This window comes from Actinokineospora sp. HUAS TT18 (assembly GCF_051364635.1).
Taxonomy (GTDB): Bacteria; Actinomycetota; Actinomycetes; order Mycobacteriales; family Pseudonocardiaceae; genus Actinokineospora.
In genome coordinates this window covers 556,732-570,361 of the sequence record NZ_CP195645.1, presented here as the reverse complement: position 1 = coordinate 570,361, position 13,630 = coordinate 556,732, and the positions used below count along the sequence as shown (strand labels likewise).

Genomic DNA, 13,630 nt, shown 5'->3' with positions numbered 1-13,630 from the left:
CGCACGAGAGGGTATCCCCGTGCTGTGAAACGGACGGACCCGCGATGACGCAACCGCACATGACCAGCGCGGCGTGGCGCGACTCGTCCGACGGCTACGGGCACTTGCGGCCGTTGTTCGACAAGGCCGGTACGCCGGAATGGGAGCACGCGCGCGAGGAGCTGATCACCGAGTACCTGCCGGTCGCCGAGCACATCGCGCAGCGGTTCAGTCACCGTGGGGAGGCCCACGACGACCTGCTGCAGGTGGCCACGGTCGGGCTGATCAACGCCGTCGACCGGTTCGACCCCGAGCGCGGCACCGAGTTCCTCGCCTTCGCGATCCCGACGATCATGGGTGAGGTGCGCAGGCACTTCCGGGACACCGGCTGGTCGGTCCGGGTGCCGCGGCGGCTCCAGGAACGGCACCTCGCCCTCAGCGCGGCGAACAGTGAACTGGCCCAGCGGCTGGGCCGGGCGGCGACCCCGTCGGAATTAGCCGCGCACCTCGGACTGTCCAAAGAGGAGGTCTACGAGGGGATCGAGGCGGGCAACGTCTACCGGTCGCAGTCCCTCGACGAACTTCTCGGCCCCGACCAGGACGACGGCCCGGTCGCCGACCGCATCGGCATCGAGGACGACGCGCTGGAAGGCGTCGAGTTCCACGAGACACTAAGGCCGCTGCTCGCCCAACTGCCGCCACGTGAACGGCGGATCCTGCTGCTGCGCTTCTACGGAAATCTGACACAGACCGAGATCGCCCGCCGCGTCGGCCTGTCGCAGATGCATGTGTCGCGGCTGCTCAGCAAGACGTTGAAGAACCTGCGGGAAGGAATGGGATGACGGGTGGGGCCAGGATCGGCCCCACCCGTCAGGGGACTACGCGAACTTCAGCCGCGCCGGGTCGGTCCACCCGGTCGAGACGATTCGGTCCGCGCCCCAGAACCCGTCGGCGCCGTTGACGTTCGTCCACAGCCGGAGTTCACCGGAGGACTCCACCCGCACCAGGTCGGCGCGGCCGTCGCCGTCGAGGTCGGCGAAGAAGGCCCGCGTGTGGTCGGGCAGACCCAGCGCGATGACCTTGGACGTCGCCCAGCCGCCGGACAGCCCTCCTGTGTTGACCCAGCCGCGGGCCTGGCCGCCGCTCTCGACCTGCACCAGGTCGTCACGGCCGTCAGCGTCGAGGTCGGCGAAGCGGACCCGGGCGGCGTCGGTGAAGCCGGAGGCGACCTGGCGCTGCGAGCCCCAGATGTTGTTGATGCCCTCCACGTTCGGCCACGCCTGGACGGTGCCGTCGGCCTCGACGCGGATCAGGTCGTCGCGGCCGTCGCCGTCGAGGTCGGCGAAGCGGAGCCGAGCGGGGTCGGGGAAGCCCTCCCCCACCTTGCGTCCGGTGCCATAGCCGTCGTTGAGCCCGTCGATGTTCGGGTAGCCGCGCAGGACGCCGTCGGGCTTGAGGTAGATGAACTCCTTCTTCCCGTCGCCGTCGAGGTCGGCGAAGAACGCGCGAGCCGGGTCGGTCGACGTGCCCGCCGAGTACCGCTCCACCCCGAACGCGCCGTGCGCGCCGTCGACGTTCGGCGCGCCCCACAGCGAGCCGTCGGATTTGACGCGGACGGTCTCGGCGCGGAAGTCGCCGGTCAGCGACGCGCCCTTGCCGATGGTGCCCGCGCCCGCGGTGACGCGGCCGTCCCAGCGCAGCGACTTGGTGTAGCCGCTGCCCGAGTCCTTCAGCGTCCACAGGTTCGTGCTCGGCGTGCCCTTCTCCACGACGAGCACCTCCTCGGCACCGGCGTCGAACTGGGCGGCGGACATGGCCTCCACCTTGTTCCAGTCGAGGCCGCCGACACCGCTGTCCCAGCGCTGGGTCTCGGTGCCGAAGGTGGCGCCGGTGATGTTGCCGTTGCTGGCCAGCGTCCACAGCTTGGCTTGGCCGTTGCCATAGTTGTAGAGGTTGCCCATGTCGTCGCGGCCGTCACCGTCGAAGTCGCCCGCGACCGCCTTGACCTTGTACCAGTCCGAGCACCCGGCGTCCTTGACCCCGGTGGCGTTCTTGGTGACCACGCCCCGCGCACCCGGCACGCGGAAGATGTCCACGCTCCAGTCGCACGCGTTGTCCCACCGGTAGAACAGGCCGATCTCGTCGCGGTTGTCGGCGGCGTTGTCGAAGTCGCCGACGACCGGCTTGATCCGGTCCCAGCAGAACTGGCCGACGGTGCTGTCCCACGAGGGCTGGGTGAAGCCGCCGGTCAGGCCGGTCGACGTGCCGTAGAACGTCCACACCTTCGTCTGGCAGTTCCCGTACTGGTAGAAGAAGGCCAGGTCCGCCTTGCCGTCGCCGTCGAAGTCCCCGGCCAGCGGCTTGATGTTCGCCAGGTACCACCCGGCGTGGCCCGCGGTGTCCAGCGCCGCGGTGGTCGGCGGGATGTAGCGGGTACCTTCGGCGCGGTAGATCCACACGGTCACCCGGTCGCCTGCCTCCTGGCGGATCATGGCGATGTCGGTCAGCTTGTCGCCGTCGAAGTCGCCGCGCACGGTCTGCACGGCGGTGTTCGCGTAGCCGCTGTTCACCTCGATCCCCACCGGCTGGTAGGCGCCGGACGGGGTGTTGTGCCAGGTGTAGACCGAGTTCTGCGTCGCGCCGTCGCTGTAGCCCGCCGCGATGTCGGCCACGCCGTCACCGTTGGCGTCGCCCTCGGTGCCGGGCGCGGACGCCGGACCGGTGCGGGCCGAGATGTCGATCGACGCGGTACCCGGGCTGTCCAGGCCCGCCCGGCTGACCGCCTTGACGAACAGCGACCTCGGGTCGGTCACCCACTGGGTGAACGGGATCGTCGCGGTGCCGTCCGGCCCGGCGGCCACGGTCATCGTGAACTGCCCCTGCTGCGTGCCGTACTTGTACTTGGCGACCGTGGTGTCACCCGGCGCCGGGGTGATCGTGACCGCCCTGGCCGTGCCGACCGGCATCCCGAACTCCGGATCGCAGACGGGCGGGTCGCACTGGGTGCTCAAGCCGGGCGTGCCCGCGGCCCCGAGGTCGACCTCGAACTCGCAGCCGTAGGCGGGCGCACTCCACGCCAAGCCGTCGAACGTGCTGACCCGGTAGGTGTAGGCCACCCCGGTTGCCAGCGCGCCCGCCGGAACCGGCGCCCAGGTGAGCGAGTTGCCGCTGGCCACCGACAGCGCCGGGTTGGTCCCGGCGGCCGGGTTGGCGTAGACGACGGCGTTGTCGCTCTTGCGGACGATCTCCAGCCGCCCACCCACGTTGTCACCGTTGGGGTCCGACAGCGTCGCCGAGAACTGCGGTGTGGCAGTGGTGACGAACGCGCGGTCCGCCCCGTAGCCACACGGCTTGGTCGGCGCCATCGCCACGTTGGACGGCACGTTCGGCGTGTGGTTGTACTCGATCACCAGCAGGGTCGAGCCCGGGGTGAGTTCCTTGTAGATCCCCGGGGTCGCGGTGTTGATCCCGAAGACGATGCCGCCCCAGCCCGCGGTGGCGCTCTCCTGCACCTTGGCCTTGAAGGTGTCGTTGGAGGGGAAGTACAGCCCGTTGGCGTCACCACAGCCGAAGGCGCTGGACATCCAGCCGCCCCAGCCGGAGTTGTTCCAGGTGGCGTACTGCGGCAGCTGCGAGCTGATGTGGATGTTCATCGCGCTCGTGTCCGGGCAGCTGTTGTACGCCGACACCCCGACCTTCAGCTTGGAGCTGATGACCGTCCCACCGTTGACCACGGACATGTCGAACCGGAAGATCGACCGCCACTCCCGCAGCCCGTCGTGGCCGACCTTGTGCACGTTGCCCTGGACGGTCCAGTAGTTGGTGTCCTTGTGCTGGCTCTCGAACAGGTTCCAGTCCCACTTGGGTCGTTCCACATAGGACGGGTCGATGACCAGCGGGAACCGCGCGGCGGGGTCGCCGAGCAGCTTCTGGTCAGGCGTCAACTCCAGCGAGCCGCCGTCGACCTTGACCCCGACCTTGGCCTGCCGCGCGTCGGCGGCCGGTTCGGTGACCGGCTTGCCCGCCGGGGTGTCCCACATGCTCGGCGCACCGGTCACGAAGACCGGCGTGCCCTTGTCACTTGCGGTGACGATCCCGCCCGCGTCGGCGGTTGTGGTGAGCCCTGGCGTGCTCAGGCCGAGCTTGACCTTGGCCAGCGCCGGGTTCTTGGCCGCCTCCGCGTTCTTGACGACGAGGAGGTGGCTGAACCCGGTCGGTGAGGCGTGCAGGACCAGGTCGGTCCCGGGGAACACGTCGGGGTAGGTCGCGTCCGGGCCCTTGAGCGCGGGTTTGGGGAGCGCGGTCGGCCAGGTCAGGGTGAACTCTTTGCCGTCCCTGACCATGGTCGCCATGGCACCGTCACCGCCACCGGAGAAGCTGATCCGGGAGCTGGCGGCCTTGGGTGCCACCCGGCCGTCCGATGTGGACGCGAGAGTGGTGTCGACGCCGACCCACCTGCCACCTTGCTTGACCCGCACGGGAAGCGGAGCCAGCTCAGCGGTGAGTTTGCCGTCGGGATTGGCGAACACCTGCCCGGTCTCGGTGCGCTTGTCGAGCACCTCGACCCGCTTGCCCTGCTTCTTCGCGGTGGCCAACGCGGTGTTCTCCCCCGCGACCGCTTCGATCACGCTGTTCGGCGTCGCCTCGGCTGCCGCGGGAACCGACACGACCGGGAGCAACCCGCCCGCCGTCACCGCGCCCAGCATCAACGCCAGACTTCGGTATCCAGATCTCATGTCTTCACTCCTCGATCAAGACGGGCTTGTAGACGGGGTCGGCGGTGCCGATTCGAACTGGCTTGGCCTCGAAGAACTTGCGGGTCTGATGGGTGTTGACCCAGATCGAGACCGAGCCATCCGAATGGACCTCGCTCTCCAGCGTGTACCTCGTGGTGACGGTGAAGACCGGATACTCGACCACCCAGGTGTCCTCGTCCCACGCCTTCTCCTGCTGCGTCTCCCAGCTGAGCTTCTTCGAGTGCAGTGTCCGGCGGCCGACCATCATCCTGCTGTCGACGGTGGTACTCCCCTCGATACCGACGGCCTTCACGTCCGCTGACGCTCCGCCGCCTTGGCTGATCCCGAACTCGGCCCCGACTGTCCACTCTGTCTCGTCGGCGAACTCCGCACCGAACTTGGTGGTGTCCTTCTGCCCCTTTGTCTTGAAGGAGGGGTGGAAGAGGTAGACGCTGTCGTCGGTCTGGTTGACGGGCCTCTCGGCAGCGTTCCTGTTGTCGACGATGTTGAGCCAGCCCCGTACGGAGGCGTCGCTTTCCGCCTTGCTGATGCGGACCTTGCCCTTGAACGGGTCCTTGTTGACGGGAGGCGGGTTCATGTAGCTCTTGGAGAACGACATCCGCTGCGCGGGCGGCGCCTCGTTGACGGGCCGTCCGGTGTCGGGGTCGACCGGGATGCGACCGGTCGGGTCCGACAGGGTGATCGGGTTGTTGTTCGCGTAGGTGTAGCCGTTGAGCTGCTGCGGATCGCTGATGTCGAACACCGGGTCGGGCGAGAGGAATCGACCGGTGTTGGCGTCGAACTCGCGGGCGCCGAGGTGGTTCAACCCGGTCGACGAGTCCTTGGACAGACCCAGGAACCCCTTGTCGTCCGGCCACGTCACCGCGGGTCCGCGTTCGCCGCCGAAGGGCAGGAACCGGCGCCGTGTCACGGCGAGCGTGTCAGCGCGGAACGCCATCGTCGCCGACGCCTGGTGGTTGGTGGACAGCCAGGAAAGCACGCCACCGGTTCGCATTCCGACGATCGCCGCGCCGTAGCCGTAGTACCTGGTGCCGGTCACGGTGCCGCCCGCGAGCTTGAGCTCCATGCCGCGGCCGACGTAGAGCGTCACCCCGGTCGGATCACGCCGCAGCAGCCGGTTGCCGTCCGCGTCGTAGACGAACTCGGTCGAGTTGGCGCCCTCCTGGATCTTGGTGACCTTGCCCTCGGCGTCCCACGTGAGCTGCTGGGCCCCGCGGGTCGTGGTGTATCCCGCGTCGTCGTAGGCGTAGGCGTCGGTGCGCTGTGTCCCGTTCGGCAGTGTCGTGACGACCGACGACAGCCGGTCGCCGCCTGCCGGATAGGTGTAGGCATAGTCGGTCTTGCCCGATCCCAGCCGCACCGACGACGTCGAGCGGTTGCCCGCGTTGTCGTAGGCGAACGACGCCCAATAGCCGACCTGGTTGCTCGCCGCGGGTGCGACGGGCGTGCCGCAGGCGGCCGAGGTCGCCGTCCACGCCTCGGTGAGCCTGCGCAGGTGATCGTTGCGGAAGCACTGGAAGTCCGACGGCACACCGGTGAACGAGCTGGGCGTGTCGAAGACCGACGTCACGTTCCCGGCCTGGTCATAGGTGTAGCGGGTGTCGCCCTGCGTCTTGCCGCTGGCCTCCCGGTCGGTCACCATCCGGGTGAGCCTGCCGGTCGCCGGGTCGTACTCGTGGCTCAGCCAGACCGACTTCCCAGTGGCACCAAGGGAAAGCTGGCTGATCTTGCCGAGCTCGGCGTAGAGGGCGTTGCGGATGTAGGTGGTCCGCACGGCACCCGACGCGTCCTTGTCCTCCAGCTTGGTCGGGTTGCCGAACAAGTCGTACGCGTGCGTCAGTGTCTCCGCGGGCAGGCCGCCGACTGCGGGCTGCGACGAGGAGGCGAGCTGGCCCGTGGCGGTGTACGACAGGGACACCGGGTAGGTGCCCGCCAGCGCGCCCTCGGTCGACGGCACCGTGACCTGCGTGCCGGTGGGCCGGTAGCCGTCGTCGTAGCCCTGGGTGCTCAGCACGTACTGCGCCGTACCGACGTGCCGCGTCGCCGAGGTCACCTGGCCCTTCGCCAGGGTGTCGTAGACCCAGCTCGCCCGCAGCGGCCCGGTTTCGGACCCCTCCCGCGTGGCGGTCTTCCGACCGGCGGCGTCGTAGGTGTGGAACAGTGCGCGTCCTTCGGCGTCGGCGTTGGACACGACCTGCCCGGCGGCGTCGTAGGCGATCGTCGACGTGCCCCGGGCCGGGTCGGTCGACTTGGTCTTGCGACCGAGAAGGTCGTACTCGGTGGTGAGCACCCGCCCGGCCGGCGTGGTCACCGACGTGAGCCGGTCTGCCTGGTCGTAGCCGTATCGGGTGGTCTCCGCGGGCCCGGTCGGGGTCGCGCCGAGGTGCTGGCGCAGCTCGGTCACCCGGCCGCGGACGTCGCGGACGGTTGTCGTGGCGGTGTCGCCGGTCGGCGGGGTGACGGCGAGCTGATCGCCGTCGTAGGCCGACAAGGTCTCCGACTTCTTCACGCCGAGCGAGTACAGCCCGCTGGATACGACCCGACCCGCGCCGTCGTAGGCGGTGCGAGTCTGGCTCGGCACCGCCGAGTCGGCGGCCACCACGAGTTCGGTGCCCGCGGGCGCGGTGTTCCAGTAGGCGGCATTGGCCTTGACGGCGTGATTGCGCGAGTCGTACACGGTGTCGGTCACGACGCGACCACCCGCGGGCGAAGGCGCCTGCGACTGCCGCTGCCTGATCAGCCCGTCGTAGAGGACGTGGCTGGTCACGTAGCTGCCGTCCGGGGCGAGTCGCAGCGTGGACACCACGCTCGCCTTGGTCGTGTTGACCGCGTACTGGTACTCGACGTTCGGTCCGTCGATTCCCTTGCGCCTGCCCGGCTGCCACACCTTGCGGTACCGGCCGATCGGATCGGTCTCGATGTCGGTGCGCTTGCCGTTGGCGTCGACCTGCGCGACGGTCAGATCGCGCGTGTCCTGCTCGGTGGTGAACACGTGCCCGGCCGGATTGGTCACCTTCCGCCGCGTCGGGCCGGTGAGGTACTCGGTGACGGTGCGCCTGCCAAGCGCGTCGGCGGTCTCGGTGGTGCGGCCGAACTGGTCGAACACCGACGTCGCGACCGTGGTGTAGGTGGGGGTGGCGCCCGCCCAGCCGGACAGGCGCTCGGTGCGGGTGACCTTGCCGCGCACCGGAGCCGTGCCGAACACCGTCGCGTTGTCGTAGAACAGGCGCGAGTCGGCGATCACCGCGGCGGCCGCGGGGGTGTCGGTGCACCCGCCGGTGACGGAGAGCGTCCGGTTCGACTGCGCGACCAGCCACTTCGCCGAGTCGCGGGTGTAGTAGGTCCGGGTGCACCGGTCGTCGGCGGCGGTGGAGAGGTCACCTCGGTCGACGACGTCGGCCACGGTGCCGTACTGGCTGTCGTAGGTGGTATCGACCCGCGTGCGGGAGGCGACCGTGCCGTCCGCCTTGGCGGTTCGGGTCGCCACCGACGCCGGACCGGTAAGCCTGGCTTCGTCAGTGCCCCACGTCCGCGTGCGTGACGCCGTTGGGTCGGAAACCCAGTAGTCGGTGATCGTTCCCGTGGTCTCCGGGCCGCCGACGCCGTTGTAGGTGATCGACTCCCGGGTCATTCCCGCCAGGTGGGCCTTGTCCGGCACGCTCACGCCCGCCGAGTCGGTCACGCTGGCCGAACGCGTGCCGGAGGTCAGCTTGTCGCCGTCCATGCCGCGGAAGTACAGGACCTCCACCGAAGACCGGGTGCCCTCAGCGGCGTTGCCCGAGACGGTGCGGACCTTGCCATAGCCCCGCCACTGCGACCACGTCTTCCGGTTGGCCGGAACCAGCCCGTCCTCCGAGTCGTAGTGCCACGCGGGGGCGCCGACGTACTCGTACGCCGTCTCCACCGGCGTCGACAGGTCGCCGACCAGGTTCGCGTTCTGGACGATCCTGGTGACCACGTACTTGTTGAAGTACTCCAGCTTCATCGCGCCGTTGCGCTCGTACAGCGAAGGTGAGCAGCGCTTGGTGTTCGTCTCCGGGGACACGGGCGGGGTGGCGCAGTCCTTGTCCGAGTAGGTGACCGCGATGGTGCCCCCGTACTCGTTGCGGATCGACTTGACCCGCCACCAGTTCATCGACGGGCCCTCGTTCTCGTTGACCCGGTTGGGCATCTGCACGCCGTCGAAGACGATCTCCGGCAGGGACAGGGTGCCGCCGACGTGGCCGGTGCGGGTGATGCCGTTGAGCCACAGGCTCGCGGGTGTGCCGTCGCCGTTGCTGGGGAAGGACTGTCGCAGGGTCCACGAGTCGACGTCGGTGTAGGCGGTGCCGTTCCACACCTGGGCGACCACTTTGGACAGCCGCTTGCGGGTCCAGAACGACGGGCCGGTCTGGGTGCAGGTCGCGGTGTCGCAGTTGAGGTCGAGCGGGGTGTCGGGGTAGGTCAGCGGCTGGTTCGTCGCGCAGGCGCCGCCGGGGACGCAGCGTTCGGCGAGTTCGAAGACGACCCTGGCCGGGGCGGTGCCCGCGACGCCGTCACGCTGGCCGTAGTCGATCTGGGCCAGTTGGCCGCCGCGGACGTAGGTCACCGCCGTGCCGCCGCGGGAGTACTTGTTGGTCTCCGGGGCGTAGGTGTAGGTCATGGCGTTGCCGTGGGTGTCCACGACGTAGTCCAAGTTCCACTTGTAGGCCTGCGTGCACGCCGAGTCGGCCCACGCGGGCTTGTTGCACGGCTCGCCGCCGTGGTTGCCGTACACCGGGACGGTGTAGGTCGCCGCGGCGCGGGAGCCGAAGTGGTACCTGGTGCCGTCGGTGGCGGTGACCACCCACGACTCACCGTTGTCGTCGCCGTTGGCGGTGCCGGTGACGCGCTGGACGCGCATGCCGTTGTCGTTCTTGAGGCGCCAAGTGGTGCCGTCGACCGGGATCAGCTCACCGGCCGCGCCCGCCATGGACAGGGTGGCGTTGTCGGTGCCCCAGCACTGGTCGTTGTACTTGGTCTGGCCGTTGTTGCCGCCCAGGTCGTCGGCGCAGCCGGCGTAGCGGCGCTCGATGCTGCCGACCTGCAGGTCGAAGCCCTGGCCGACGACGGACGGCTGGTTGTTGGTGGCCGCGCCGCGGCCGTCGACGCTCTGCGACGAGTAGCTCAGCGCGACCTTCGGGGCCAGGCCGCCCGGCACGGGCGGCAGGGTGAGGTCGTAGCCCCAGGTGAAGTCGCCGGACGAGCCGCCGCCCGACCACGTGGCCGACGCGGCGAGCGGGGTGACGCCGTAGCTGCCGGTCGGGCCCTCGGCCGCGGTGGTCGCGGCGTAGAGACCCGCGGCGGTGGCGGACTCGGTGGCGAGCTTGCCCGCGGCGAGGTTGTTGGTGGTGGGCAACGGGGTGCCCTGGCATTCACGCAGGTCAGGCGTGGTCAGTGCGCACTCGGGTAGCGACACCAGCCGCAGCCGTGAGGCCCATTCGGCGCCGTTGGCCTCGGCCAGCGCCGAGTAGTCGACCTCGACGGTGGCCGCGTCGCGGCTGTCGGCCTTGGCGGCGGGCGCGAGCCGGACGACCAGCGCCTTGTCCGCGCGGACCACCTGCGCGTCGACCTTGCCCGCCGACCGCGCCGACACCTTCGCCTTGCCCGGCGCCTTCGCGGGCGCGGGCTTCGTGGCGTGCTTCTCGACCTCGGTGGGCGCGAACGACACCACCCCGGCCGTCGTCACCGGCACCGACTTAGGTGCGGGCACCTCGGTGGGCCGCAGGTTCTCCGCCGCGGCCTCGCCCGGCAGCACCAGCGCGGGCAGCACCGTCGCGAGCACCACCGCCATCACGGCACGGCTCCTTGGCGGAGCCCCCAGTCTCCTCGTTGACAACCGACACTCCTCGCGTCGCGCCCCAGGTCAGGGCGGTTCGCGCAGACGGTGCCCGGAGGGTGTTGCGCGGTTGTTGACAAGAAATTGCGCGGCGGCCCACTACGGTGGCGCTGTGGAGTTTCGGCTGTTGGGGAGCATCGAGGTCGTCGCGGGTGAACCGGTCGTCATCGCGCGCAGACGCGAGCGGCTGCTGCTCGCCGTCCTCCTGCTGGAACAGGGCCGCAGCGTCACCACCGACCGGCTGCTCGACCTGCTGTGGCAGGGCGAGCCGCCGTCGAACGCCGGTCCCGCGCTGCGCAGCCACATCAGCAGGCTGCGGGCGCTGCTGCCGGGCGTGACGATCAACCGCCAGGACGCCGGCTACCAGCTGCGCACCGACCCCGACACCGTTGACGCGCACCGCTTCCAGGCGCTCGTCCGGTCGGCCGCGGGCCTCGACCCGGAACGCAAGTCCGCGGTCCTGAGCGAGGCGCTGGCGCTGTGGCGCGGGCCCGCGCTGGCCGACGTCACGTCCGACCTGGTCCGCGCGCGGCTGTGCGCCGGTTTGGAGGAAATGCGGCTCACCGCGCTGGACCAGCGGGTCACCGCCGACCTCGACCTCGGCCGCGACCTCGTTCCCGAGCTGACCGAGCTGGTCACCGCGCACCCGACCCGGGAGCGGCTCGCGGAGCACCTGATGCTGGCGCTGCACCGCGCCGACCGGCAGGCCGACGCGCTGCGCGTGTTCGACACCACCCGCCGCGCCCTGGCCGACGAGTTGGGCGTCGACCCCGGGCAAGGGCTGCGCGACCTGCACGAACGCATCCTGCGCGCCGATCCCAACCTCCTGCCCGGCCACGCGCGCGCCGTCCCCCGCAACACCCTGCCGTTCGACCCGCCGGACTTCACCGGCCGCGCGGCCGAGTTCGCCGAGGTGGTGGCGACCGACCCGGACGCCACGGTGATCATCGCGGTCGACGGCATGCCAGGCGTCGGCAAGACCGCGCTGGCGGTGCGGGCCGCGCACGAACTCGCGCCGCGCTACCCCGACGGCCAGCTGTTCGTCGACCTGCACGCCCACACCGTCGGGCGCGACCCGGTCCCGCCGGAGACCGCGCTGGCCAGTCTGCTGCGGGCGGTCGGGGTGCCGCCGGAGCGCATCCCGGCGTCGCTGGACGACCGGGCGTCGGCGTGGCGCGCGGAGGTGCACGGCAAGCGGATCCTGACCGTGCTGGACAACGCCGCCGACGTCGAGCAGATCCGGCCGCTGATCCCGGGCGGCCCCGGCGCGCTGGTCCTGGTGACGAGCAGGCGCAGGCTCGGCGCGCTGCCCGGCGCCCGCCCGCTGTCGCTGGCGGTACTGCCCCCGGGTGAGGCCGTCGCCCTGTTCAAAGCAGCTGTGCCGCGCCACGCCGAGTCCGAGTTGGTCGCCGAGGTCGTGGCGCTGTGCGGGTGCCTGCCGCTGGCCGTGCGGATCGCCGCCGCCCGGCTGCGTGACCGTCCCAGTTGGACAGTGCGACACCTGGCCGACCGGCTGCGGGCCGAACGCGACCGCGGCCCGGTCGACGGGGTGGCGGCGGCGTTCGCGCTGTCCTACGAGCAGCTCGACGACGACCACCAGCGGATGTTCCGGCTCCTGGGCACCCTGCCGGGCGCCGACGTCGACGCGTACGCCGCGGCCGCGCTCGCCGGGGTGTCGGTCGAGGTCGCCGAGGACCTGTTGGAGGACCTGCTCGACGTGCACCTGGTCGAGCAGCGCGTCCCCGGCCGGTACACGCTGCACGACCTGCTCTGCGGCTACGCGCGCGCCATGGGCGAGGACCTCGGGCCCGCGCTCGACCGGCTGCTCGCCTACTACGTCGAGATGACCGACCGCGCCCGCGCCGTGATCTCGCCGCAGGGCGACGAACCCCTCCCCCGCGACCCGGCCGTCGGCCCATTGTTCGCCGACGACACCAGCGCCATCGCCTGGTGCGACGCCGAACTGCCCGCCCTGGTCACCGCGATCCGGCTGGCGACGGGTGCTCCGGTCTGGCTGATCACCCGCAACCTCGCGGGCTACTTCGTCCGCGGCAACCACCTCGACGAGGGCGTCACCACCCACCTCGCCGCCGTGGCCGCCGCGCGCTCGCAGGGCGACCTCGACGCCGAACTGCTGGCGACGATCAACCTCGGCGTGATGCACTGGCGCGCCGACGACTACGGCCGCGCGCTGGACTGCGTCGAGCGCGCACTCCCCCTGACCCGCGCCGCGGGCGACGTCCTGCGCGAGGCGACCTGCCTCAACCGGATCGGCCTGTTCCAGTTCAGCCTCGGCGACTACCGGGCGGCCGGGTCGGTCCTCGCCGACGCCCTGCGGGCCTCCCGCGCCGCGTCCTCGGTCCGGGAGGAAGCGGTCGCGTTGTGGCTGGTCAGCGGGGTGGAACACGTCCTGGGCGATCCGGAACGCGCCTACCGCACCGCCGCCGACGCGCTGGCCATCGACCGCTCCCTCGGCGACCGCCACGGCGTCTGCGCCACCCTGATCCGCGTCGGCGTCGCCTGCGGCGAGACCAACCGCTTCGACGAGGGCATCGCCCACCTGACCGAGGCGATCGAGGTCGCGGGCGAGATCAGCGACCGCTCCAACGAGGCGGGCGCGCTGATCGAACTGGCCACCCTGCGCCGGATCACGGGCGCGCTCGACATCGCCACCGAAACCTTGAGCCAGGCGATGGCCGTGCTCGCGACCATCCGCCAACCGTCCCTGCTGTGCGCGGCCCACCGCGTCCGGGGCGACATCCTGCTCGACCAGGGCTCACCCCGCGACGCGATGGCCCACCACCAGGCGGCGGTCGACCTGGCCCGCGGGATCGAGCGGAGGCTGGAGTTGGCCAGGGCGCTCGACGGGTTGGGACGGGGGCTGGCCGCGGTCGGGGAGCATCACGCCGCGCACAAGCACCAGCGGGCGGCGCGGGCGCTCTATGTCGAGATGGGGATTCCGAATCGGGGCGGATTCACCGAACAGCTTGTGGTCTAGCCCGCCTTTGACCTGATGAGAGTCAGTTTGAACATGGTT

The 13,630-nt window shown here is 70.6% G+C and carries 4 protein-coding genes; 2 read left to right on the top strand and 2 right to left on the bottom strand.

Going from position 1 to position 13,630, the window contains the following annotated elements; all coding sequences use genetic code 11:
* The first annotated feature begins 44 nt into the window (after positions 1–44).
* Positions 45–821: an RNA polymerase sigma factor SigF gene (locus ACSHT8_RS02535; protein ID WP_436497280.1), complete on the top strand. Its 777-nt coding sequence runs from the start codon at positions 45–47 to the stop codon at positions 819–821.
* Between the two features lie 36 nt (positions 822–857).
* Here ACSHT8_RS02535 and ACSHT8_RS02530 read toward each other — a convergent pair whose 3' ends face one another.
* Positions 858–4,715, bottom strand: a complete 3,858-nt coding sequence (locus ACSHT8_RS02530; protein WP_436497278.1) for an FG-GAP repeat domain-containing protein — start codon at positions 4,713–4,715, stop codon at positions 858–860.
* 4 nt (positions 4,716–4,719) lie between these two features.
* Positions 4,720–10,548 (bottom strand): RHS repeat-associated core domain-containing protein, encoded by a 5,829-nt coding sequence (locus tag ACSHT8_RS02525; RefSeq protein WP_436497276.1) that lies wholly within the window; start codon positions 10,546–10,548, stop codon positions 4,720–4,722.
* 157 nt (positions 10,549–10,705) lie between these two features.
* On the opposite strand from ACSHT8_RS02525, the gene ACSHT8_RS02520 reads away from it, so the two are divergent.
* Positions 10,706–13,591 (top strand): BTAD domain-containing putative transcriptional regulator, encoded by a 2,886-nt coding sequence (locus tag ACSHT8_RS02520; protein WP_436497274.1) that lies wholly within the window; start codon positions 10,706–10,708, stop codon positions 13,589–13,591.
* Positions 13,592–13,630 lie beyond the last annotated feature (39 nt).

What these genes read in the sequence shown, in the direction of transcription:
- ACSHT8_RS02535 (WP_436497280.1), top strand. Translation starts at nt 45, where the DNA reads ATGACGCAACCGCACATGACCAGCGCGGCGTGGCGCGACTCGTCCGAC.
- ACSHT8_RS02530 (WP_436497278.1), bottom strand. Translation starts at nt 4,715, where the DNA reads ATGAGATCTGGATACCGAAGTCTGGCGTTGATGCTGGGCGCGGTGACG.
- ACSHT8_RS02525 (WP_436497276.1), bottom strand. Translation starts at nt 10,548, where the DNA reads ATGGCGGTGGTGCTCGCGACGGTGCTGCCCGCGCTGGTGCTGCCGGGC.